Annotated in this window: 22 protein-coding genes; 15 read left to right on the forward strand and 7 right to left on the reverse strand. The window is 31.5% G+C overall.

Features of this window, described 5'->3' with window-relative positions; translation table 11 throughout:
• Positions 1-35: 35 nt before the first annotated feature.
• The 13 genes from Q0807_RS05325 to Q0807_RS05385 all read left to right on the forward strand — a co-directional run bounded on the left by Q0807_RS05325 (position 36) and on the right by Q0807_RS05385 (position 14,834).
• Entirely contained in the window at positions 36-1,556 is a 1,521-nt protein-coding gene (locus Q0807_RS05325) for a CotH kinase family protein (protein ID WP_299107238.1), read from the forward strand.
• Positions 1,557-1,669: 113 nt separating this feature from the next.
• Positions 1,670-2,422 (forward strand): hypothetical protein, encoded by a 753-nt coding sequence (locus Q0807_RS05330; RefSeq protein WP_299107240.1) that lies wholly within the window; start codon positions 1,670-1,672, stop codon positions 2,420-2,422.
• 103 nt (positions 2,423-2,525) lie between these two features.
• The gene (locus Q0807_RS05335; RefSeq protein WP_299107242.1) at positions 2,526-4,835 is read left to right on the forward strand and encodes a CotH kinase family protein; all 2,310 of its coding nucleotides are present in this window, start codon (positions 2,526-2,528) and stop codon (positions 4,833-4,835) included.
• A gap of 243 nt (positions 4,836-5,078) precedes the next feature.
• Complete coding sequence (locus Q0807_RS05340) at positions 5,079-6,671, forward strand: carbohydrate-binding domain-containing protein (protein ID WP_299107244.1); 1,593 nt, start codon at positions 5,079-5,081, stop codon at positions 6,669-6,671.
• A 16-nt stretch (positions 6,672-6,687) separates the two neighbouring features.
• Positions 6,688-7,224 (forward strand): EF-hand domain-containing protein, encoded by a 537-nt coding sequence (locus Q0807_RS05345; RefSeq protein WP_299107246.1) that lies wholly within the window; start codon positions 6,688-6,690, stop codon positions 7,222-7,224.
• A gap of 63 nt (positions 7,225-7,287) precedes the next feature.
• The gene (locus Q0807_RS05350) at positions 7,288-8,487 is read left to right on the forward strand and encodes a YHYH protein (RefSeq protein WP_299107249.1); all 1,200 of its coding nucleotides are present in this window, start codon (positions 7,288-7,290) and stop codon (positions 8,485-8,487) included.
• A 47-nt stretch (positions 8,488-8,534) separates the two neighbouring features.
• A complete protein-coding gene (locus tag Q0807_RS05355; RefSeq protein ID WP_299107252.1) occupies positions 8,535-9,641 on the forward strand; it encodes a YHYH protein in 1,107 nt (368 codons plus the stop codon).
• A 96-nt stretch (positions 9,642-9,737) separates the two neighbouring features.
• Positions 9,738-10,532 (forward strand): YHYH protein, encoded by a 795-nt coding sequence (locus tag Q0807_RS05360; RefSeq protein WP_299107255.1) that lies wholly within the window; start codon positions 9,738-9,740, stop codon positions 10,530-10,532.
• A 12-nt stretch (positions 10,533-10,544) separates the two neighbouring features.
• Positions 10,545-11,171 (forward strand): toxin-antitoxin system YwqK family antitoxin, encoded by a 627-nt coding sequence (locus Q0807_RS05365; protein WP_299107258.1) that lies wholly within the window; start codon positions 10,545-10,547, stop codon positions 11,169-11,171.
• The gene (locus Q0807_RS05370; protein ID WP_299107261.1) at positions 11,140-11,835 is read left to right on the forward strand and encodes an SCO family protein; all 696 of its coding nucleotides are present in this window, start codon (positions 11,140-11,142) and stop codon (positions 11,833-11,835) included. Before Q0807_RS05365 ends, Q0807_RS05370 begins: the two co-directional genes overlap by 32 nt.
• A gap of 140 nt (positions 11,836-11,975) precedes the next feature.
• Positions 11,976-13,052 carry a YHYH protein gene (locus Q0807_RS05375; protein WP_299107264.1) on the forward strand — a complete coding sequence of 359 codons (1,077 nt, stop codon included), beginning with the start codon at positions 11,976-11,978 and terminating at the stop codon, positions 13,050-13,052.
• Positions 13,053-13,628 carry a hypothetical protein gene (locus Q0807_RS05380; protein WP_299107267.1) on the forward strand — a complete coding sequence of 192 codons (576 nt, stop codon included), beginning with the start codon at positions 13,053-13,055 and terminating at the stop codon, positions 13,626-13,628. It begins immediately after the preceding gene.
• A gap of 84 nt (positions 13,629-13,712) precedes the next feature.
• Positions 13,713-14,834 (forward strand): oxidoreductase, encoded by a 1,122-nt coding sequence (locus Q0807_RS05385; RefSeq protein ID WP_299107269.1) that lies wholly within the window; start codon positions 13,713-13,715, stop codon positions 14,832-14,834.
• 32 nt (positions 14,835-14,866) lie between these two features.
• Here the strand turns inward: Q0807_RS05385 and Q0807_RS05390 are convergent, their stop codons facing one another.
• The 7 genes from Q0807_RS05390 to Q0807_RS05420 all read right to left on the reverse strand — a co-directional run bounded on the left by Q0807_RS05390 (position 14,867) and on the right by Q0807_RS05420 (position 22,190).
• Positions 14,867-15,316: a hypothetical protein gene (locus Q0807_RS05390; protein WP_299107271.1), complete on the reverse strand. Its 450-nt coding sequence runs from the start codon at positions 15,314-15,316 to the stop codon at positions 14,867-14,869.
• 33 nt (positions 15,317-15,349) lie between these two features.
• Entirely contained in the window at positions 15,350-15,853 is a 504-nt protein-coding gene (locus Q0807_RS05395) for a hypothetical protein (protein ID WP_299107274.1), read from the reverse strand.
• A gap of 69 nt (positions 15,854-15,922) precedes the next feature.
• Complete coding sequence (locus tag Q0807_RS05400; protein WP_299107277.1) at positions 15,923-16,465, reverse strand: RNA polymerase sigma factor; 543 nt, start codon at positions 16,463-16,465, stop codon at positions 15,923-15,925.
• Positions 16,466-17,016: 551 nt separating this feature from the next.
• Positions 17,017-18,843 (reverse strand): ABC transporter ATP-binding protein, encoded by a 1,827-nt coding sequence (locus tag Q0807_RS05405; RefSeq protein ID WP_299107281.1) that lies wholly within the window; start codon positions 18,841-18,843, stop codon positions 17,017-17,019.
• 3 nt (positions 18,844-18,846) lie between these two features.
• Positions 18,847-20,574, reverse strand: coding sequence for a phospho-sugar mutase (locus Q0807_RS05410; protein WP_299107283.1), 1,728 nt, complete (start codon positions 20,572-20,574; stop codon positions 18,847-18,849).
• Between the two features lie 87 nt (positions 20,575-20,661).
• Positions 20,662-21,612 (reverse strand): glycosyltransferase family 2 protein, encoded by a 951-nt coding sequence (locus Q0807_RS05415; RefSeq protein ID WP_299107285.1) that lies wholly within the window; start codon positions 21,610-21,612, stop codon positions 20,662-20,664.
• A gap of 44 nt (positions 21,613-21,656) precedes the next feature.
• On the reverse strand, positions 21,657-22,190 hold the full coding sequence (locus Q0807_RS05420; protein ID WP_299107287.1) for a DUF4199 domain-containing protein: 534 nt from the start codon (positions 22,188-22,190) through the stop codon (positions 21,657-21,659).
• 148 nt (positions 22,191-22,338) lie between these two features.
• Here Q0807_RS05420 and Q0807_RS05425 point away from each other — a divergent pair, with 148 nt between their 5' ends.
• Both Q0807_RS05425 and Q0807_RS05430 read left to right on the forward strand, forming a co-directional pair.
• A complete protein-coding gene (locus Q0807_RS05425) occupies positions 22,339-22,590 on the forward strand; it encodes a type B 50S ribosomal protein L31 (protein WP_299107289.1) in 252 nt (83 codons plus the stop codon).
• 144 nt (positions 22,591-22,734) lie between these two features.
• Positions 22,735-23,910 (forward strand): GlmU family protein, encoded by a 1,176-nt coding sequence (locus tag Q0807_RS05430; RefSeq protein ID WP_299107291.1) that lies wholly within the window; start codon positions 22,735-22,737, stop codon positions 23,908-23,910.

Below are 23,910 nucleotides of genomic sequence, written 5' to 3' on the forward strand. Positions count from 1 at the left end.
GTTATTAAAAACGTAAAATTAAAAATCTAAGAAAAATGAATAATGTAAAAAAGAGTATAAATATTGTTTTTATAGTCACAATTTTTAGTGCGGCATTGTTGATGTTTAACGCTTGTAGTGACGATGATAGTAATGAAAGTTCTTGTATAACAACTACATGGTATCAAGATTTAGATGGTGATGGTTTAGGTGATCCAGATATTAGCGAAGAAGCATGTGATCAACCAGACGGGTATGTTACAGATAATACAGATACTGATGATTCAGACGATTCAGACTTTGAAGCTACAGATTGGACAGAAGCCACGCATAGTAAAGATGCTGATCCAGATTTTGATGAAGTATTTGAAGATAATACCGTAAAACGAATAGATTTTGTAATCAGTGAAACGCGTTGGCAAAGTATGCTAGATGATATGACAAGTCTTTATGGAACTTTTGGAAGTGGAAATGGCTCATTCTCAGGAGATGAAGAAGATCCAATTTTTGTACCAGCTGAAGTTTTTTATAATGGAATAGAATGGTATCGTGTAGGTGTTCGATTTAAGGGGAATTCTAGTTTAGCGAGTTCTTGGGCTAATGGAATTCTAAAACTGTCGTTTAAGTTAGATTTTGATGAGTTTGAAGATGATTATCCACAAATTGATAATCAACGTTTTTATGGATTTAAAAAGTTAAGTCTTAAAAACAATTATAACGATAAATCTATGATGAGAGAAAAAGTAGCAGGTGATGTTTTTAGAAATGCTGGTTTAGTAGGTTCACATACGGCATTTTATGTACTCTATGTGGATCATGGAGATGGTCCAGAATATTTTGGAGTTTATACATTGGTAGAAGAAGTTGATGATACGGTTTTAGATACCCAATTTTCTGATGATGATGGTAATTTATATAAGCCAGATGGTGATGCAGCTACTTTTGCAGCAGGAACTTATGATGAAGATGAATATGTGAAGAAAACGAATGAAGACGATGTTGATTTTTCAGATGTTCAAAGTTTATTGTCCATTGTTAATGATGCTTCAAGAACGACAGATGCAGCAACTTGGAGAACAAATTTAGATGCTGTTTTTGATACGGATGTATTTTTAAAGTATTTGGCGGCTAATACCGTTATTCAAAATTGGGATACTTATGGTAAAATGTCGCACAACTACTTTTTGTACAATGATCCAGATACCAGTAAATTAACTTGGATTCCTTGGGATAATAATGAAGCACTAGAAGATGGTAACCAAGGAGGAGCATTAGCTCTTAATTTCTCAGATTTAGGCAGTAGCTCATCATGGCCACTCATTGGTTACCTATATGCGGATGATGTTTATAAAGCCAAATATGATAGCTATGTACAAGAAATTGTGGATGATGCTTTTAGTGTAAGCAATATACAAGCACAGTATGCAACGTATTCTACGTTGATTGAGCCTTATGCGACTTCAGAGGTTGATGGCTATTCATTTTTAAATAGTAGTTCAGATTTTCAAGCAGCAGTGAGCGAGTTAAACTCGCATGTAGTTTCACGTGCTTCGGCTGTAAGTGCATATTTAAATTAATAAATAATTGAGTTTTTTAGATTGATTGATAGTTTGGTTGTAAGAGCTTCGTGAGAAATTGCGGAGCTTTTATTTTAAGTTTTAGTTATTAAGGCTAATTAGAAAATTTTGATATGAGATTATTTAGAAAAATCAGAAAAAAATTACTGATTTCAGGCAAAGTAAAGAGTTACCTTATTTATGCTCTTGGCGAAATATTACTAATTGTTATTGGTGTTTTAATTGCATGGAAGATCAATAATTTAAATGAATTGAGAAAAAATAGAATTGTAGAATTAAAAATTTACAAGTCTTTAAATGAAGAATTAAATGCAAATATGATTCTTCTAGACGCATCTATTGCGAGCTACTCTAAAAATAGAAACGCTATTGAAAATACAATTGAAATTATTATGGAGAATCAACGACAAGAGTTGGTGTTAGCCGAAAAGAAAAGTATTATTAATGTAGATTTTAAGCAAACTCAATTGCATAATGGTGCTGTAAACTCCATTAATACAACGAATAAATTTGAGTTTATAGAAAGTGATTTGTTAAAAGATTTAATTGCAGCCTATCCTAATGAATTAGATAATTTTCAAAATCAAGAAACAAAAATTGAAAATATAATTATCAATAGGTTGCAACCTGTAATAGAAAAACATATTTCTTTAATTGATATTCTTACAAAACGAGAATTAAAAATTAATAGGCTAGAATCATTTTCTGTAGCGTCTAATTATTCTAAATTACTTAAAAGTAGAGAGTATCAAAACTGTTTAGTAGATCGATTATTACAAACCGAAATTCAATTAACAAATGCTATAAACTTAAGAGATAAAACTCAAACTATTGCCTATAATCTAACTAAGGAATTAGAAAATTAAGGAGCTTAACATAGTACTCTAAAAAAAAGAGAAAAGGAGCACAAGTTTTATTTATTATTAGCATCTAAAGATGAATAACTGATATAATTTCAAAATTAAAAGTATGAATAAAACAATTACTCACTTATTAATATTATTAATTTCAATGAATGCTTTTGCGCAAGATTTGTATGATATTAATACCATTCAGACCATAGAAATCCAGTTCGCAGAAAGCAATTGGGATGCGTTGCTAGATGCAGAAAAATCTGGCGATAATAATTATACGGAAGCCACTTCTGTTACTATAAATGGAACGGTTTATAACCAAGTTGGTGTAAAATATAAGGGTAATAGTTCTTATAATGCTAATCAAATAAAGAATCCATTTCATATAGAACTAGATACTTATGTAGATCAAGATCATCAAGGTTATACGGATATAAAGTTGGCTAATGTTATGTTTGATCCTTCTTTTGTAAGAGAAACAGTAGCTTATAATATTGTTAATCAATACATGGATGCACCAGAAGCGAATTACGCAAATGTGTATGTAAATGGTACTTTAATCGGTTTGTACACTAATACAGAGTCTATTTCAAAGAAATTTGTAAACAAGCATTTCGACTCTAACGATAATGCTTTTTTTAGTTGTAGCCCTCCAGATGGTGCAGGACCGCAAACAACTACATTACCTAATTTACAATATTTAGGTACTAGTTATACAAGTTATGACGATGCTTATGAAATTAAATCTGATGATGAAGATAATCCTTCTGTGGCTCTTGAAGATTGGGATGAGTTAATAGAACTAACTAATATTTTAAATAGCGATATTACCAATATTGAAACTGTTTTAGATGTTGATATGGCAATATGGATGTTGGCTTTCGATAATGTAATGGTCAACTTAGACAGTTATATAGGTCAATTTAAACAAAATTATTATTTGTATAAAGACGATAACGGACAGTTTAAATCTGTAGTTTGGGATTTAAATATGTCTTTTGGTACTTTTGGAATGACGGGAGAGAGTAGTGGTGGTCCAGGAGGAGGAGGAGGAACTTTGAACTCTACTACTGAGAAAGCAGAATTAGATCATTTGCTTCATGATACTAGTACTGATTTCCCTTTAATATCTAAATTATTAGCTGTGCCAAAATACAAGAGAATGTATTTAGCACATTTTAAAACTATACTTACGGAGAACATTAGTAATTCAAACTATTTAACATTAGCTAACGACTATCAAGCAATAATTTCTGCAGCAGTTACAGCAGATACTAACAAGTTTTATACTGATGCTCAATTTACTGGGAACATAAATACTGATTACACTGTAGACAATAACACAGCTTGTGGTTTAACTAATTTAATGAGCGCAAGAAGCTCTTATTTATTATCGCAATCAGATTTTACAACTACGCAACCAACAATTAATAATTTAGGGTCTTCAGTGGCAATTCCAATAATTGGAGATATTATTACAATTACTGCAAATGTAACAGATACTAATGATGTGTATTTGGGTTACAGAACAGATGAAACAGTTCCATTTACTAAAGTTTTAATGTATGATGATGGTTCGCACAACGATGGTGCATCAGGTGATAATATTTATGGAGTTGATGTTACAATAGACGATTCTTACATGCAATATTATATCTATGCTGAAAATAGTAATATTGGTGCATTTTCACCAGCAAGAGCAGAATATGAATTTTATTCAATAGATGCAACGTATGTAACATTAAATGTTGGAGATTTAGTTATAAATGAAATTCTAGCATCTAATGATTCAGGTGAAACTGATGAACAAGGAGAATATGAAGATTGGATTGAATTATACAATACTACCGATACAACACTAAGTTTAGATAATTTGTATTTATCTGATGATGCAGATGATCCATTAGTGTATCAATTTCCAACAGGCACAACATTAGATGCAGACAGCTATTTAATTGTTTGGTGTGATAAAGATCCAGAACAAGGTGATTTTCATGCTGATTTTAAATTTTCTTCAGGTGGAGAAACAGCAATTTTATCTTATGCTGACGGTACAATTTTACAAAATATTGATTTTGGAGAACAAACAACAGATATGTCTTATGCTAGGAATCCTAACGGAACAGGAGATTTTGTGATTCAGGCACCAACTTTTGGGATGAATAACGAAACATTATCTGTAGATGAGGTGCTTTTTAGTGATGGACTAAGGTTTTATCCAAACCCAACAACCAATTACCTAGAAATAGAAAATTCTAATTATGGTATTGAAACTGTTGAAGTTTATAATTTACAAGATCAGGAATTATTTAATAATGCTTACACAAATGAAAATGTAATAAAATTAGATTTTTCATCTTTTTCACAAGGACTTTATATGGTTGTTGTAAATAAAATTGCAATTCTAAAAATTGCTAAAAATTAGGTGATAATCATGTGATGATTATAAGTACTAATCCGTCACAATTATTTAAAAACACATCAAGTTAAAAAAGTCCAAGAATATCATCATTCTTGGGCTTTTTTTGTAGTTCTAAATTAATTTTATTTGAAATAGGAAAGTTAGTGTCTGCAGAGATTTTTATGTTTTTTTTAACATCATTACACACAAGTTAAAAATAGTGAGTGCATCTAAATCTATATAACTTAATAATTAAAACCCGAAAAAATGAAAACGATAAAAACGAACCTAAATTTCCTTTTTATGGCGCTAAGTTTTAGTGTTATAATATTGACTTTTAATGCGTGTAGTGATGATGATAACGACTCAGTGGTATCATTATCAGAAGATATTACTATAACTAATAACAGTATAACTGGTACAGCCGAAGGAGATACCGATAACTCAGGTTATGATGAGGATGATTTAGTAGAAAATGCAACTTTTGAAAATACGGTACAAATTGTGTTTTCTAATACTTCGGCTACAATAACAAATCCTGTTCCAGATGATGTGGTTATTACACAAGATGGTGCAGATGTTACCATTAATTCTTCTATTTCAAAAGTAGCTTACGAAATTTCGGGAACAACAACCGACGGAATGTTGAAAATTTATAGCGATAAAAAGTTTAAGCTAACACTTTCTGATTTAAGTATTACAAATGAAGACGGTCCGGCTATAAATATTCAATCGTCAAAAACAAGTTTCGTAATATTAGAAGGTACTACCAATTTAGCAGACGCTTATAGTTATAGTAATATTCCAGATGACGAAGATGCTAAAGCTACTTTTTTTAGTGAAGGACAGTTGGTATTTAGTGGTACAGGAGAACTAGTGGTTACCGGAAACTATAAACACGGAATTGCTAGTGATGATTATGTAAGAGTTGTTAGTGGAACAATTACGGTAAGTGATGCGGCTTCAGATGCCATACATACCAATGATTATATTATTGTAGATGGAGGTACACTTGTTTTATCCGCAAGCAGTGATGGTATGGATTGTGAAGAAGGATATATTATTATAAACGATGGGTCATTTAACATTAATACTATTGATGACGGAATCGTAGCCTCTTATGATATAGATGATGAGGAAGACCCAGATGACTCTATTTTACCTAATGTTACTATAAATGGTGGTGATTTTGTAATAAACACCTCTGAAGGTGAAGGTATAGAAGCAAAAGGAACAATGACTATTAATGAAGGAACAATAAGCATCAATTCATACGATGACGGTCTTAATGCAGGTGATAATATATATATTAATGGAGGAAATATTTATGTTTATGCCACACTTAATGATGCCATTGATAGCAACGGAGGAATTACCGTTACAGGTGGTACAACCATTGCTATAGCAGTTAGAACCGATGAGCCAGATGGTAGTTTTGATTGCGATGATAATACATTTAAAATTACAGGAGGAACCATTTTAGGATTGGGGTTAAATACTTCATTCCCAACTGAAAGCGAAAGCACGCAAAATTCTGTAATTTTTGATGGCGTAAGTGCAAATCAGTTATTAAATATTCAATCGGAAGATGGTACCGAAGCCCTTACTTATGAAGTGCCAAATAGTGTAAATACTATTATCTATTCAAATGCAAAATTAGAAACGGATCAAACCTATAAAATCTATACAGGCGGAAGTGTTAGCAATGGTACAGAAGTGAACGGATTATACACTTCAGGAACTTATAGTGGAGGAACAGATTCTGGAGATTCGTTTACAATAAGTAGTGCAGTCACCCAAATAGGTGGAGAGATGGGACCAACTGGAGAACCAAATAATGGAGGTCCTGGAGGGAATTAAATATATAAATAGAATTATGAAAACTAATAAAACCAAGTTCACATTTACAATTATAGTCTTATTAATTAGCGTCACTGCTTTCGCTCAAGGACCTCCAGGTGGTGGTCAAGGAGGAAGAAGCGGAAGACAAGGTGGTGGAGATCAACAACGACATAAACCTGATGCTTCCGAAATTTTAAAATTATTAGATACTAATAATGACGATAAGATTGATAAAGAAGAGGCAGCAAAGGATGAAAGAGGAAAAATATCTAAAGATTTTGATATAATTGATTCAGACGAAGATGGTTTTATTGATTTAGAAGAGTTAGAGGCTTCTTTAGATAGTTCAAAGCCTCGAAAAGTATCAGCAGAGAAGCTTTTAAAGGAGGTAGATCAAGATGAAAACGGATTGTTAAATGAATTAGAAGTTGCTGCAAAAGATAAACGCGATTTAATGGAACATTTTTCTGAAATTGATGAGAATGGTGATGGTCAACTAGATTTAGAAGAGCTAAAATCCTTTTACTCTAAAGGCGATAAGAAAAAGAAAGACAGAAAAGACAAGGACTAAGATTAAAGAATTAATGAGCAATTTTCTTTAATTTTAAATATAACAATTAAATCAATTTATTTTATGAAGTATTCAAATTTATTGAAAACAGTATTTTTTTGTTTTTTTATATTAGCTATTTTGGGTTGTAAACAAACTACAGAATCAGAGAATGATAGTAGTAATAATCCACCTAAAGAAGGGAGACCAAGTGTTTCAGAATTATTAAATGAGATGGATGCTAATAAAGATGGTAAACTATCAAAGTCTGAAGTGCATGGACCTATATCAAATGATTTTTCTAAAATCGATACAAATAATGATGGTTTTATTTCAAAAGAGGAATTAGAAAGTGCGCCTAAACCAGACCGAAGAGAATCTGGAAATACGGATAATTCTAATAATATTCAAAAAGATTTAGAGGTTACCATTAATGTAGACCCTTCATTATTTATTAAGGAAAGTTTACTAAAAGATATTATTACGGAAGAACGCACACTAGCAGATGGAACAAAAGCATTATGTTATATCATTACAACAGCTTCTCAACCTACAGAGCATCAAATGGGACCTTGGTGTCCAACTCACATTAACGACGGAAAAGATAAAGGTGGTATTTGGTTTAAAGATGATAAAGTCTATGACGTTGACGGTCATTTTATTGCAAACCTAAAAGACTTTTATAACGATGAAGAATGGGCTTTGTTTAGAGAAGATGGTTCAATTAAAGTTACAGAAACACAAGATGAATGTGAGGCTGCAGCAAGACCAGATGTTGATGAGAAATATCATAATTATTGCGTAGAATGCTTACCCAAGTATTACAAAGAAAAAGTGTCTACTTACGTAATTCCTGTTAAACCATTGTATTTAGAAAATTCAAATTCATTAGGCGGAAATGGAATAGGTTTAGCCTTTAATGGTGTGAATTTTGAAGCACCTGCACCGACTCATGCTATTCTTGCAGCACATACTTTAGCGCCTTTAGATGATGCAGGCGGTCATGTAAATCCACATGCTGGTTATCACTACCATGCAGTAACTGGTTCAACAAAAGAGATTCAGCAAAAAGATATACATGCACCAATGATTGGTTATGCTATGGATGGCTTTGGGATTTATGCACATAAAGATGCAAACGGTAATTCATATGATGATTTAGATGATTGTGGTGGTCATTACGATAATGTTAGAGGTTATCATTATCACGCAGGAGACGCAGGTAGTAATCAAATTTTAGGATGTTTACATGGTGTTATTGGGTCAATGTCTGTTAAAGGTTAAAATGTATTGATACTTATGGGATTCCATTTTTAATTAAAATTTTTATTATGAAGTTAATATTTAGAGTTGCAGTCATACTCCTATTTGCTGTCTTATTTAGTTGTAATAGTAAGAAAAGCAATGGCAATCATAGTCATGATGGACTTGAGTCACACTCACACGAAGTAGAAAGTACATCAAAGTCTAACGATTATTTTGGTGCTTATGCTTTAGAAAGCGAAACTTACGGTACAAAAACAAAAGTAACGCTAACAAAAGATAAACGAATTATGGTTACTAATGCTTTGCCAAATCATAAAACAGGAGTGTTTCCAAATCAAGGGAATCCAAATTCAATTTCTGCACAAAATAAAACTTATAGCTTTCCTTTAGTTCCAAAATATACAGGAAATGCAACTTGGGCAAGAGAGCCAGGTATTGCTCTAAATGGTATAAAGTTTGAACCAGGTACTGCAGAAGTGGTGGTTTGTGATACAGGCGAAAATTATCGTGTTGAAGCTTTACAAGATGTTATCGATTTGGGCTTAGATTTTAATCATGCTCATGTGCAACCAACAGGAACTTATCATTATCATGGCACACCAACGTCTGTAATTAATGACTTTGACAATGGTACAGATTTAGTGCACGTAGGTTTCGCACATGATGGATTTCCAATGTATTATTCAAAAAGCGGAAAGTATAAACCAAGTTATAAAGCGATTGATGGTAATAGAGAAGGTGAAGATTGCACTTATGAAAATCCACACCAATCCATGGATATTTCAGTAGGAGGACATCATGATGGTACGTTTACGTCAGATTATGAATATGTAGCTGGTTTTGGAGATTTAGATGAGTGTAACGGAATTACAATAGATGGAAATTATATGTATTTAGTGACAACAGAATTTCCTTATATCAGCAGATGCTTAATGGGAGAATACGAAGAAGAGAGACCACAAGGCGGAGGAGAAGGACCAAATGGAAGAGGAGGTAGAGAACGTCCAAGTAATAATGAGTTAATGGAAATGATGGACACAAATAAAGATAAAAAAATCAGTAAAAGTGAAGCGAAAGGTCCATTAAAAGACGACTTTGAAAAAATAGATACCAGTAAAGATGGCTATATATCTATAGATGAACTAGGAAAGAGTGGAGGCAGAAATAGGTAGATAGTTTAAATCTTTAGAAAATAATTTACAATAGAGCGCAAGTTTAATATAAAAACAGCATCTAAACATTTATACAAATTTAAAAAACACTAACGAATGAAGAATTTACTTAAATTAATGCTACTTACAATTTCTATTTTCTCTTTGAGCATAGCATGCTCATCAGACGATAGTTCTTCAACTGATGTTGCAGATGATATTGATGACACTGATGATGTTGCCGTAACGGAGTTGCATCCTGCATTTGCTGCATTTAATTCAGATGCAGTTACTGTAACTTTATCAGATGACGGCACAGAGGTTTATATTGAAACCACAGGTTATCCAGATCATACTTCAATTTATTGGGAAACAGATCATGCGCTTTATATAGATGAGCCAACGGTTACCAAAACAACTCAAGACACCTATATTGGTGGAGGTCAAGGTGAAGCAGCAAGTTTTACAGTAGATGCCACGCCTAACTTAACGGGTTCAACAGAAGATACGCATCTAGATACTATTGGTATTGCAGTAAGTGGAGCTTCTATCTTTAATGATCAAGAAGGTGCAGGAGATTTAGATCAAGCCGCAGGAAGTTTAGATTATAATGGTGCGCATAAAGGACCTGGCGTATATCATTATCACTTAGAGCCTAGGTCAGTTTCTAATGATGACGATGAATTGGTAGGTATATTAGAAGATGGTGTCTTTATTTATGGAAGAAAGTGTAATTCTACCGGAACGCATCCAACAGATTTAGATGCATCAGGTGGTCACACATCTACAACACAATATACAGAAGGGGACGAAGAGTATCATTATCATATTATTAATGAAGAATATAATGCACCATTATATGGTTATGATGAAGCCATTGTTCTTTTTGCTGGTCCATTTCAAGGCTACTAAATTATAGTAAGTATGAAACCAATTCTTTTTTTAATATTTATTACGCTGTCCATAGTTAGCTGTGGAGAAACCTCCTCGAGTAAAGCGGTTAATGCTGTTGAGGTGGCGGAAGAACAACCTATCATTATTGAGAATGTTGAAGTATTAAAAGAAGAATTGGTTCTTAATGGGAATAAAGGGAAATGGTATTATAAAGAAAAACCTTTTAATGGGTATTCTTTAAAATATTACCCAAATGGAGTTTTAGAAGAAAAATGGGGTTTTATTAATGGTAAAAGAGAAGGTGTAGCTAAGCACTGGACTAAAAGCGGAACGCTCCAAGTAGAATCTAATTACAAAAATAATCGTTTAACAGGTTCCTATAAAAGTTATTGGGAAAATGGTGTTTTAGCAGGCGAAGCTTATTACGAAGAAGGCACTAAACAAGGTGAAGATAAAAAATGGTACCCAACAGGTCAATTGGCAAAATTTAGAAACCTTGTTGATGGAAAAGAAAACGGTTTACAAAAGGCTTGGTTGGCTAACGGTAAATTATATGTTAATTATGAAGCTAAAAATGGTCGAATTTTTGGTATGAGAAGAGCGAATTCATGTTATAGATTAGAAGATGAAGATATTATTAGAACGAAGAAAAAATAGAATCATATTGCTTTTTTTAGTTGTAATTACATTTAGTTGTAAAGAGCAAATTAAAAAGGAAGATATTGAAGTTGTTGAAACGAGTAGAGTGGATTATTTGCCATTTTATGAAGATGAATCTTTTACGCCTCATTGGCTAACTCCAGGAACTAAGGAAGAAATGAATTTTCATAAAATTCCAGATTTTAAATTAGTAAACCAATTAGGTGATACAATTACACAAAAGACGTTTGAAAATAAAATATATATAACGGATTTCTTTTTTACAACCTGTCCTGGTATTTGTCCTAAAATGACTAATAATATGGCTAAAGTTCAAGAAGAATTTACCAACGATAAAGACATTTTAATATTGTCGCATTCTGTAATGCCAAATACAGATTCGGTTTCTGTATTAAATGCTTATGCTAAGATTAATAATGTGATAGATAATAAATGGCATTTGGTTACAGGTGATAGAAATGAAATTTATACGCTTGGAAGAGATCATTATTTTGTGGAAAATGATTTAGGAGAAGAAAAAAGTATAGAAGATTTTCTGCATACCGAAAACTTTTTGCTTATAGATAAAAACAAACATATTAGAGGGATTTATAATGGTTTAAATAGAGCATCAATTGCTCAACTCATTGTAGATGTAAAAGCTCTAAAAACGGAAAACTAATGTGATGAATTAGTTTATATTTGATTGATTGATGATTTGAAAAGCTTTGTGAATATTCACAAAGTTTTTCTCTTTTAAATTAAACGGATATTGTAAACAAAAGTCTAATTAGTAATAATAACACAGAAAATATAAAAAGAATGAAAGTACTCGTAGAAACAATAATAATACTTTCGGTAATAATGCTATTTTCTTGCTCTAGTAAAGACGAATCTACATGCACAGAGTCTATATGGTATCAAGATTTTGATGGTGATTTAGCCGGAAATCCAGACGTAAGTATAGAAGCTTGCGAACAACCCGATGGTTATGTTTCTGATAATTCTGATATTGATGATTCCGGTTGCGAGTCAGATCAAGTTTTAGATAGTACTAGAGGTGCATGTAATGAGACCTTAGCATTCGCTAATTCTTATACCGAAACGATTACAGGCACTAATAGAGTAATTACCTCTAATAGTATTCCAGAGCATTTAGTTGGTCTATTTGGTGGAGGTATGGGCTCTTTAAACCCAAATGCCATTTCGGAGCAAAATGAAAGTTACACAATTACAATGAATCCTACAGAAGCTAATACTTTAACAGGATTATTGTCAACTACAGGAATAGGAGCAAATGCTGGTCCACAATATTCATTTGGAGTATTATTAAATGGAGTAGAGTTAGATCCAGTTGCTGCAGAACCTTTTCCGCATGAAGGTGTAATGAGTGCAAACGTAAATTGGGAATGGAATTTAGAAGCCTTAAACGTTAATTTAGGTTTAGATTGCAATAGTGCACATGTGCAACCAACAGGGAAATATCATTATCATGGTTCTCCAGTATTATTTTTAGAATCATTAAATGTACCAACAGATGCTATGACTTTAATTGGTTATGCAGCAGATGGATTTCCTATTTATTATAAATATGCTTATTCCGAAGCTTCAAATACCAGTTCTTCAGTTGTTGAGATGTCATCGAGTTACCAATTAAAATCAGGTATTAGAGGAGGAGATGGCGTTACAATACCTTGCGGTGTTTACGATGGAATTTATTCTAACGATTATGAATATATCTCAGGATTAGGAACTCTAGACGAAGCTAATGGAAGAACAGGTGTTACACCAGAATATCCTAACGGAACTTATTATTACATCATTACAGATGAGTTTCCTAGTATTCCTAGATTTTTTAGAGGAACACCTTCTAACGATTTTAAAATTGGAAACAACTAGATGAAGCTTTGTCATTTTTTGCTTATTCTTTTTATTTCAATCTCTACTTTAGGGTTTGCGCATGATGCTAACATAGCCTTTTTTAAAATTCAGCAAAAAGAAAATACTGTTGAGGTTCAGGCCGAATTTCCTTGGAGTATAAGAAATGCAGTTGTGGAAGCTTATCCAAGATTGGAGAGTTCTAACAATCAAGAGGATTTCGATGCTGCTTTTTTTGAATATGTTAAAAGTAACTTTCAATTAAGACAAAATAATTCAGTTTTAACATTAATCTCAATTGAGTACGACGCTCAACAAGGGCATTCTCATCAAAGTAATTTTGTTTTTGTATTTGAAGGAAATCAATTTGATTCTATTAAAAATACAATGATGTTTAATGCTTATGTTAACCAAGAAAATTACCATGATATTCTTTTAGATACAGAGCATGTAAAGTTTATCACATCAAAGGATTCGTCTTCATTTCAGATGGAATTACCCTCTCAAAATAGCTTAGGTAATACAACAACAATAGGTTTGTTAATTGCAGTAGTGATTGTTTTAGGTTTGTTTTTATTTATTAGGTTGAAAAAATAATAAATCGAAATAGTTTCTTTTATAATTTGAAAGCTTCGTGGTTATATCACGAAGCTTTTTTATTTTTAGAGAAAATTGGGTGTCATGAAAAAATCTGTGTTAATTCTTGTTTTAATAATTGTAAGTATTGGTTTAGGAAGTTGTGGAATTTTTAATCATAATTTAAATAAGTTTAAACCATTAAATAATAGAAATATTTCTAATGTTGAAATTGAAACACTTTGGGAAGATTCAGTATTAAGTGTCAGAGCATTACAATTAGAAAAAGATGGTTTATTCTATTTTTCAGGAAATAATTCGAGCATTGGTTTTTCCTATTTTAATGGCTATGATTGGCATAGAGAGGTTAAGGTTTTTAAATATGATTCGTTAGTAAATAAAGGATTAGAGTTTCGTTCTATTTCAATGACAAAGGATAATTTATTCTTTGTTGCAGTATCAGATCCTGCGTTAGTTTATAAGCATTCTAAGAGAAATATATATAATGTGAATGAATTAATTTTACCAAAACTAGTTTACCAAGAAGACCACAAAAAAACATTCTACGATTCTATGGACTTTTGGAATCACCAAGAAGGCATTGCAATTGGTGACCCAACTGACGATTGTATGAGTATTATTATCACAAGAGATGGAGGAAATACTTGGACAAAATTATCTTGTGACGATTTACCCAGAGCAAAGGAAGGCGAAGCAGCTTTTGCCGCTAGTGACACCAATATAGCTATAGTTGGTGACCATACTTGGGTAGCAACAGGAGGAAAGGCAAGTAGAATTCTATACTCACCAAATAAAGGAAAAACATGGGAAATTTATGATACACCAATTGTTCAAGGAAAAGAAACAACAGGCATATATTCTTTAGCCTTTTATGATGAGAACAACGGATTTGCAATTGGTGGTGACTATACAAAACCTAACGATACGTTGAATAATAAAATAAGAACAATTGATGGCGGAAAAACTTGGCAAGTGGTTGCTAATGGAAAAGGGCCAGGTTACAGAAGTTGTGTGCAGTATATTCCAAACTCAAAAGGAAAAGAATTAGTAGCCGTTGGTTTTAAAGGCATCGATTACAGTAATAATTCTGGCGATTCATGGAAACATCTTAGTGATGAAGGGTTCTATACTATTAGGTTTGTAAATGATTCTGTGGCTTATGCAGCAGGTAAGGGTAGAATTAGCAAATTAACTTTTAGAGAATAAAAAAAAGGAAGTTGTTATAGCTTCCTTTTTTGTTATTTACGATTACTCTTATTTTTGCTGTGACGCTTTTTATATTCTTCAAACATTTTGTGTTTAAATGAGCGCTCTGCTTGATAGAGTTTAATTATTTTTTTAGCAGGAAGAATTACAAGTAACTCTTTAAGAAGCTTAGATTCTAAAGCTACTTTTTGCTTTTCCATTTTTTCCATATCTAGCAATAATGCTTTGGCTTCAGTTTCCGTTAAGTCATCTACATTTTTTTCTTTACGTCTATTAGAAGATTCAGTTCTTAACTTGTCTTTTGCTTCCTCATTAGCATTGTAAATTGGCCAAAACTTCTCAGCTTCAGATTTAGATAAGTCTAATTGCTCTGTGATATGTGCAATTTTTAATGTTTTAATTTTTTCTCTATCTGGTCGTTGTGCAAATATACTAGTCGTAACAAATAATGTTAGGAGAACGGTGAATATTGTTTTGTTCATGGTTTTGTTATTTTTTTTGAAAATTTTAAATTATTAATCTAAAATAAAATCTTCGGTATCTATATTTTCTAAATAATCATTTATTGTAGCATCTGATATAGTCACATCTATAAAATCTAATTCTGAAATTTCATCAAATTTAAATAATGTTGCAATTTCTTCAGTACTATAATCTTCTTGGTATAAGTAATTTTCAATACTAACCGTATCAATAGTATTAAAAGTTAATGCTTTATTATTAAATACTAAACTAAATAAAAGCACAAAACTTGCTGCTATACCTGCAAAATAGTAAAATGTACTTCTTGGTTTAAATTGAATTACTGGTTTCTCCATTTTAGGTTCTAATGTTTCTAAAATATTATTTTCAATAGTGTCAAAATAGTTTTTTGGAACTGTAAATCCTGGTGATTCAATAGTACCAATAATTATTTCATTATCCATACGTTTTAGAAGCTGTGCTTCAAACGAATCAAAATAATGGTCTGGTGTTTTAAAACCAGGTTCTGTAATATTATTTATGTTTTCTTTTTTCATGATTAAGTTTTCAATTCAATGAAAATCTTTTGTTTAACTATATATAAGACTTCAAATTCACTAAATAGTTTAATCTGAAGTTAAAAATGCTTCAATTTTTTTTGCAGCTATATGGTAAGATGACTTTAAAGCACCTTCACTAGTTTCTAAAATTTCGGCCATATCTTTATATTTTAAATCTTCAAAATAGCGCATATTAAATACGAGTTGTTGTTTCTGAGGTAATTTCGCTATGGCTTTCTGTAATTTTAGTTGAATGTCATCTCCTTCAAAATAAACATCAGCTGTTAAATTATTAATGGCTTTTGTTTGGTATTCTTCGTTTGTAATCTGCAAACGCTTAGCGTTTTTATTAATAAGCGTAATAGACTCGTTGGTTGCAATACGATATAGCCAAGAGAATAATTGACTGTCACCTTTAAACTTATCTATACTACGATGAACTTTTATAAAGGTATTTTGTAATGCATCATCCGCATCGTCATGGCTTAATACAATTTTTCGAATATGCCAATACAAGCGCTCTTTATAGAGTTTTAATAATTCTCTAAAAGCCGCTTCTTTTGTTAAAGGATTTTTTAAACGTGCAATAAAATCTGATTCGTCAATCAAGTGATTTACTTTGGTAATTAGACTTGTTAATTTACTAAAAGTTTAATTTAAAATTAATGCAAAAAAAATGATTTGTTGTGTTTATTGAAAATCAGTGTGTTATGATTAATTTATTCGCTGAAATACAAATAAATACGATAAAATGCATTTATTTCTTTGTTGGTATGTTTATTTAATTTATGTTTGTCGCAGCTTAACCTATTAACCGTTGTCAGTTCCCCAAATCTGATAACATACGAAAAGGATGTATTTAATTATACATCCTTTTTTTGTTTTAAAATACGTCATGTAGGTGTTGTTGATAATCAGTTAGTTAAAACAACAATAAACGATGAAATGCAGATAAAAACGATAAAATACATTTTTTTCTTGTTTAGTATCTTTATTTATTTTATGTTTGTCTCAGCTTAACCTATTAACTGTTATCAGTTCCCCAAATCTGATAACAACAGAAAAGGATGTGTTTAATTACACATCCTTTTTTTGTATTTAAAACTAAAAATTAGTTTAAAGTAATTTAATAAGAATCTTAAAAAAATGAATATCGAGTTTTACTCAAAGCTTTGCATATCTACTAACTTTTTGTAGACTCCATTTTTAGCAATAAGTTCTGCATGTGTACCTTGTTCTGCAATTTCACCTTTCTGCATCACTACAATTTGATCTGCGCTTTGTATGGTAGAAAGCCTGTGAGCAATAACAATAGATGTTCTATTCTTCATCATGTTCTCTAAGGCATCTTGAACTAAACGTTCGCTTTCAGTATCTAAAGCTGAGGTAGCCTCGTCTAAAATCATTATTGGTGGATTTTTAAGAACAGCTCTTGCAATACTTAAACGTTGCTGCTGACCACCAGATAATTTTCCGCCAGAATCTCCAATGTTAGTGTCAATGCCGTTTGGTAAATCTTTTACAAACTCCCATGCATTAGCAATATTTAAAGCTTCTATAATTTCTTCATCTGTGGCATCTTCTTTTCCTAATAATAGATTGTTTTTTATACTATCATTAAATAGAATAGAGTCTTGGGTAACCAATCCCATTAATCCTCTTAACGAGTGTTTTGTAATGTCTTTAATATTTTCGCCATCTATGGTGATACTTCCTTCATTAACATCGTAAAATCGAGTTACGAGATTAGCAATAGTACTTTTTCCACTTCCAGATTGTCCTACTAACGCTACACTTTTTCCTTTAGGGACTTGTAGTGTGAAGTTTTTAAGAACTAAATCATTTTCATATTTAAATGAGATGTTATTTAATTTTATGTCTGAAGTGAAGTCGGTTTTTACTTTAGCATTTGGTTTATCTTCTAGTAGAGAAGGAGTTTCAATAATTTCTAAAACACGATCTGCTGCAGCATTACCAGCTTTAACTTTGTAACTTGCTTTGCTAATGGCTTTGGCAGGCGTTAAGATTTGGTATGCTAAGGCCATATATGTTATAAATGCACCTCCAGAAAGACTGTTTTCAATTAACACCATGCTTCCACCATACCATAATAGAGCAGCAATAGTTGCAATACCAAGAAACTCACTTGCAGGTGAAGCTAAGTTTTGACGGTTCATTAATACATTAGAGAAATTGTAAAATCGGTTTGTTGATGCTTGAAATTTGTCGTTAAAGCGTTTTTCTGAATTAAACCCCTTAATCACCTTTAACCCACTTAATGTTTCTTCTAGAGTAGAGAGAAAAACACCTTGCTCTGTCTGAACACGATTAGATTTTTTCTTTAAGCTTTTTCCGATTCTAGAAATAATTAATCCAGCTACAGGAATAAATAGAAATACAAAGATGGTTAGTTTCATAGAAATTGTAAACATAGTTACAATAGCAAAAACAATAGTTAAAGGTTCTTTAACAATCAATTCTAAGACAGCAAGTAAAGAGTTTTTTACCTCATTAACATCTCCAGAAATTCTTGCAATAATATCTCCCTTTTTCTTTTCAGAATAATAAGAGATTGGTAAGGTTAATACTTTATTGTAAATTGAATCTCTTAAATCTTTTAAAACTCCATTCCTTAAAAATGTAATAAAAAATAGAGCTAGATAATTAAAAATATTTTTAAGTAAAAACAAACTTATAATTAAGATAATCATATAAAGCAAGGTTTGTTGCGGTCCATCACTTTCATTGGTAGTCGTTACAAAATAATTTAAATAATCTTCACCAAATGATTTTAGTTCTTTAATACCTTTATAAACTGGTTTTATGGTTAACTTTTCAGTTTCACCAAACAATACATTAATCATTGGCATTAGTGACACCATTGCTAACGTACTGAACAAAGCATAAAGTACATTAAAAAAAATGTTGAGGTAACCATATCGTTTGTACGGAACGATAAACCTAGATAACTTCTTTATATAATCCATTAATTATAAATTCATATCCTTAAGGATAGCTTCAATTCTGTTATCCAACAATTGCTCCGTTGTTGCAAACTCTGACGAATTGTCAAGATCTGTATTAACGCTGATATAGAATTTTATTTTAGGCTCAGTTCCACTAGGTCTAAGTGCAATTTTACTTCCGTTTTCTGTATAATAAATTAATACATTAGATTTAGGAATATCAATAGTCGTTTCTTCGTTAGACTGAAGATTTTTAGAAATAGACAATTGGTAATCTTCAATTAACACTACTTTTTCACCATTAATTTCTGTTAAAGGATTTTCTCTAGCATTAATCATCATTTGCTTAATCTCTTGAGCACCTTCAATTCCTTTTTTAGTTATAGAAACTAAACGTTCTTTAAAGAAACCATGTTCAACATATAAATCAATTAACTCTTGATACATCGTTTTTCCCTTTTCCTTTGCTTGTGCCGCAATTTCAACAGCTAAGAGGGTAGATGTTACAGCATCTTTATCGCGAACAAAGTCACCAACCATAAATCCAAAACTTTCTTCTCCACCACCAATAAAATCCATGGTTGGGAAGTCTTTTATCATTTTAGCAATCCATTTAAAACCAGTTAATCCAATTTTGCATTCAACATCATATGCATTTGCTAAAACAGACATCATTGGTGTAGATACAATTGTAGAGCCTACAAATTGATTCCCATTAATTTTTCCTGATTTTTTCCATTGTTTTAATAGAAAGTTAGTCATTAAAATCATGGTTTGGTTTCCGTTAAGGATTACCAATTCATTTTCTAAGTTTCTAACTACAACACCTAAACGGTCACAATCTGGATCCGTACCAATAACAATATCTCCATCTACTTTTTGTGCTAATTCCATTGCCATTTTTAAAGCTTCTGGCTCTTCCGGATTTGGAGAAACAACTGTTGGGAAATCTCCGTTTGGTAAGCGTTGTTCTTCAACAATATTTACATTAGTGTAACCAGCACGCTTTAAGGTTTCTGGTATGGCTGTAATTGATGTTCCATGTAGTGATGTGAAAACAATGTTTAAAGCTTGTCTTGCTGCATCAGAAGTTTCAAAACTTCCATTTTTTACAGAAGCATTAATAAAAACATCATCAACATCTTTGCCTATATATTGAATTAAATCTGAATTTGCTTCAAACTTAATTTCTGAATAATCTAATCTATTTATTTCCGAAATAACACCTGCATCTTGAGGCGGAACTAATTGTCCTCCATCTTGCCAGTATACTTTATATCCATTGTATTCTGGAGGATTATGAGAAGCGGTAAGTACAATACCACAATGGCAGTTTAAATGTTTTAATGCGAAAGATAATTCTGGTGTAGGTCTTAAATCTTCAAACAAAAAGACTTTAATACCATTGGCAGAAAATACATCTGCTACTAATTTGCCAAAAGTTTTACTATTATGTCTACAATCGTAAGCTATAGCAACTTTTACCTCTTCATTAGGAAAAGATTCTTTTAAGTAATTACTTAAGCCTTGTGTGTTTTTACCTAAGGTATATTTGTTAATTCGGTTAGTGCCTAAACCCATTACACCTCGCATTCCACCAGTTCCAAATTCTAGATTCTTATAAAAGCTTTCTTCTAATTCTTTCGGATTAGAGGCAATCATATCTTTAATTTGTTTTTGAGATTCTTGGTCAAACGTTGGAGTTAACCACGCATTTACGCGTTCTAAAATTTCTGGTTTAATATGAATCATGGATATATTGATTTAGATATAGTTTGTTTAACAAAAATAAACAATTCGCAATTTTAAATCGAGTAAGAAGACTATAAATTCTAAACCTTAATTAAGATTGAGGTTTTCTTTGATAAAATAGCGTTGTTGCTGACGATTAGAGCGCAAAACAAGTTCGCCTAAAAAGCCTGCTATGAATAATTGAGACCCAATTATCATTGTAGATAATGCAATGTAAAATTGTGGACGATCCGTGATGAGTCTTCCATTTGGATTAAGAAATAACTTATCAATTCCTAAATAAAAAGAGAATCCAAAACCAATAATAAACATTATTACACCTAATGCACCAAATAAATGCATAGGTCGCTTCCCAAAGCGAGAGACAAACCAAATAGTTATTAAATCTAGGAAACCGTTAACAAAACGATTCATCCCAAATTTAGTATGGCCATATTTACGAGCCTGGTGTTGTACTACTTTTTCACCAATATTAGTAAAGCCAGCATTTTTTGCTAATACAGGAATATAACGATGCATTTCTCCATAAACGTCAATATGTTTTACAACTGTATTACTGTAAGCTTTTAAACCGCAATTAAAATCATTTAGTGTAACACCAGATGTGCGTCTTGCAGCCCAATTAAATAATTTTGAAGGTAAGTTTTTAGAGAAGTAAGAATCGTAGCGTTTCTTTTTCCAACCAGAGACAAGATCAAAACCATCGGTTTTTATCATCTTAAAGAGTTCTGGAATTTCTTCCGGATTATCTTGTAAATCGGCATCCATAGTAATTACTACGTCACCTACTGCTTTTGCAAAACCAGCATGTAAAGCTTGAGATTTACCGAAGTTTTTTAGAAACCGAATGCCTTTTACGCAAGGATTTATTTCACCTAATTCAGAAATGATTTGCCATGATTTATCAGTGCTACCATCATCTATAAATAAGATTTCATAAGAAAACTGATTGGATTGCATCACAGATACAATCCAATTATGTAATTCTTTTAAAGATTCTTCTTCGTTAAGTAGTGGTATTACTACTGATATATTCATTTAATTTTGGTCTAATTACTAAACTTCAAAAATAGAGAAAATAATTAAGCTAAATCAGGATCAGTTTTTTTCATAATTAAAGCAACAATTAATCCTATTATGGAATAAAATATAAAACCTTGTGCTAATGATTTAACCTGTGTCCCAATGGCAAAAGTATCTTGCTTTTCCATCTCTACAACAGCTTTTTCTATTTCACTAGCAGGAGCTCCAAAGTTTTCCATTAAGGTTGTTGTTTTTTCTAAAACAATTTCTTTTAACATTATTGCAGCATCTGGATCAATATAATTGAATAAAATAAAAGTAACCAAAGTACTAATAAGTACAGCTACAGCAATAGTTATAAAATAGGAAGAAAAAGCTTGTTTAAAGCTAATAAACCCATTTAATAAAGATTTTGATTTAGCAGCAGACACAACACCAAAACTTATGACTATTAATGGTAAGATTAGCATTACTAACCAAAAGTTAACTAAAAGTTCAATGTTTACAGCATAGCCTATTATAGTAAAGGCAACTAAAATTAGACTTAAATAAAGGCCATAATTAATGGCAACAGATTTTAATGATTTTTCCATAATATTGATTAGATTTATTAGTTAGTACCCAAAGTTACATAAATGTTACATACTTTTGTGAAATAAAATTTAGCAAAACATTGTACAGTTATAAAATTTGCTTAAATTTGCACCTCGAAAAAATCGAATTTATTTAAAGCATTTAGTGATGAAAGCAGGAATACATCCAGAAAATTATAGAATAGTAGCATTTAAAGATATGTCTAACGAAGACGTATTTTTAACTAAGTCTACAGCAGATACAAATGAAACTATCGAAGTTGAAGGTGTTGAATATCCATTAGTTAAATTGGAAATTTCTAGAACATCTCACCCTTATTACACTGGTAAATCTAAATTGGTAGATACAGCTGGTCGTATTGATAAGTTTAAAAACAAATACGCTAAGTTTAAAAAATAAACTAAGCTTACCGATAAACGTAAAAAGCCTTTCTGTTGACAGAAAGGCTTTTTTGTTTTATTCAATTAAATTACTTTTGACTTCTTAAATAAGCTGATTTAGAAACAAAATGTTTCTTGTTTTAAGCTATAAATTCAAATTATTATGAATTACATTCTTTTTGATGGTCCATACAGAAATAATTTATTGCCATTTACCTTTACAAGACCTGTGGCAGACATTAGAGTTGGTATCTTAACAATACGTCAAAAATGGGAATCATATCTAGAATATACTACCACAACAATTACTGAAGATTATCTATCGGATAAGTTTCCTATGGTTGAAATGGAAGACAACATTATGATTAATGCTTCATTTCTTCCAAATTTTGAAGTAATAGAGATTGTAAAAAACTTAAAACATAATCAAGCCTTATTTAAAGACGAAGATGTTATTGCGTTTTACGCTAAAGAAGGCGAGGAGCATAATGATTTTTCAACTTTTGAAGCTATAGAGTTACAAGGTGATATAATTAAGATTGAAAATACTTGGGATATTTTCTCTAAAAATGGAGAAGCTATTTCTGAAGATTTTAAACTCATAACAAAAGACAGACAATCAGAGCCAATACCAGATTCTGTTCAGACCATTAACAGAGAAAATATTTTTATTGAGAAAGGTGCAACCTTAAATTTTGCAACTTTAAACGCGAGCTCAGGTCCAATTTATATTGGTAGAGATGCAGAAGTGATGGAAGGTTCTATGGTTAGAGGTCCTTTAGCACTTTGTAATAATGCAGCTTTAAAAATGGGTACTAAAGTTTATGGTCCTACTACGGTTGGTCCTCATAGTAAAATAGGAGGAGAGGTTAATAATTCTGTGATTTTTGGATATTCTAATAAAGGTCATGATGGTTTTTTAGGAAATTCAGTAATAGGTGAATGGTGTAATTTAGGAGCTGATACAAATAATAGTAACTTAAAAAATAATTATGCAGAAGTAAGACTTTGGGATTATAATACTGAAGGTTTTGCAAAAACTGGCTTACAATTTTGTGGGCTAATGATGGGAGATCATAGTAAATGTGGAATTAATACCATGTTTAATACTGGCACAGTAATTGGAGTTAGTTCTAACATCTTTGGAAGCGGTTTTCCACGTAATTTTGTTCCTAGTTTTTCTTGGGGTGGAAATAGTGGATTTGTAACTTATAAAACAGATAAAGTATTTGAAGTCGCTAAAGTTGTAATGTCTAGAAGAGCTATTGAGTTCACAGAACAAGACAAAGCAATTTTAGAGCATGTATATGAAATAACAAAACAGTATAGAAGAGAATAA

Source organism: uncultured Winogradskyella sp. (assembly GCF_947495255.1).
Lineage (GTDB): Bacteria > Bacteroidota > Bacteroidia > Flavobacteriales > Flavobacteriaceae > Winogradskyella.

What these genes read in the sequence shown, in the direction of transcription:
- Q0807_RS05325 (WP_299107238.1), top strand. Translation starts at nt 36, where the DNA reads ATGAATAATGTAAAAAAGAGTATAAATATTGTTTTTATAGTCACAATT.
- Q0807_RS05330 (WP_299107240.1), top strand. Translation starts at nt 1,670, where the DNA reads ATGAGATTATTTAGAAAAATCAGAAAAAAATTACTGATTTCAGGCAAA.
- Q0807_RS05335 (WP_299107242.1), top strand. Translation starts at nt 2,526, where the DNA reads ATGAATAAAACAATTACTCACTTATTAATATTATTAATTTCAATGAAT.
- Q0807_RS05340 (WP_299107244.1), top strand. Translation starts at nt 5,079, where the DNA reads ATGAAAACGATAAAAACGAACCTAAATTTCCTTTTTATGGCGCTAAGT.
- Q0807_RS05345 (WP_299107246.1), top strand. Translation starts at nt 6,688, where the DNA reads ATGAAAACTAATAAAACCAAGTTCACATTTACAATTATAGTCTTATTA.
- Q0807_RS05350 (WP_299107249.1), top strand. Translation starts at nt 7,288, where the DNA reads ATGAAGTATTCAAATTTATTGAAAACAGTATTTTTTTGTTTTTTTATA.
- Q0807_RS05355 (WP_299107252.1), top strand. Translation starts at nt 8,535, where the DNA reads ATGAAGTTAATATTTAGAGTTGCAGTCATACTCCTATTTGCTGTCTTA.
- Q0807_RS05360 (WP_299107255.1), top strand. Translation starts at nt 9,738, where the DNA reads ATGAAGAATTTACTTAAATTAATGCTACTTACAATTTCTATTTTCTCT.
- Q0807_RS05365 (WP_299107258.1), top strand. Translation starts at nt 10,545, where the DNA reads ATGAAACCAATTCTTTTTTTAATATTTATTACGCTGTCCATAGTTAGC.
- Q0807_RS05370 (WP_299107261.1), top strand. Translation starts at nt 11,140, where the DNA reads ATGAAGATATTATTAGAACGAAGAAAAAATAGAATCATATTGCTTTTT.
- Q0807_RS05375 (WP_299107264.1), top strand. Translation starts at nt 11,976, where the DNA reads ATGAAAGTACTCGTAGAAACAATAATAATACTTTCGGTAATAATGCTA.
- Q0807_RS05380 (WP_299107267.1), top strand. Translation starts at nt 13,053, where the DNA reads ATGAAGCTTTGTCATTTTTTGCTTATTCTTTTTATTTCAATCTCTACT.
- Q0807_RS05385 (WP_299107269.1), top strand. Translation starts at nt 13,713, where the DNA reads ATGAAAAAATCTGTGTTAATTCTTGTTTTAATAATTGTAAGTATTGGT.
- Q0807_RS05390 (WP_299107271.1), bottom strand. Translation starts at nt 15,316, where the DNA reads ATGAACAAAACAATATTCACCGTTCTCCTAACATTATTTGTTACGACT.
- Q0807_RS05395 (WP_299107274.1), bottom strand. Translation starts at nt 15,853, where the DNA reads ATGAAAAAAGAAAACATAAATAATATTACAGAACCTGGTTTTAAAACA.
- Q0807_RS05405 (WP_299107281.1), bottom strand. Translation starts at nt 18,843, where the DNA reads ATGGATTATATAAAGAAGTTATCTAGGTTTATCGTTCCGTACAAACGA.
- Q0807_RS05410 (WP_299107283.1), bottom strand. Translation starts at nt 20,574, where the DNA reads ATGATTCATATTAAACCAGAAATTTTAGAACGCGTAAATGCGTGGTTA.
- Q0807_RS05415 (WP_299107285.1), bottom strand. Translation starts at nt 21,612, where the DNA reads ATGAATATATCAGTAGTAATACCACTACTTAACGAAGAAGAATCTTTA.
- Q0807_RS05420 (WP_299107287.1), bottom strand. Translation starts at nt 22,190, where the DNA reads ATGGAAAAATCATTAAAATCTGTTGCCATTAATTATGGCCTTTATTTA.
- Q0807_RS05425 (WP_299107289.1), top strand. Translation starts at nt 22,339, where the DNA reads ATGAAAGCAGGAATACATCCAGAAAATTATAGAATAGTAGCATTTAAA.
- Q0807_RS05430 (WP_299107291.1), top strand. Translation starts at nt 22,735, where the DNA reads ATGAATTACATTCTTTTTGATGGTCCATACAGAAATAATTTATTGCCA.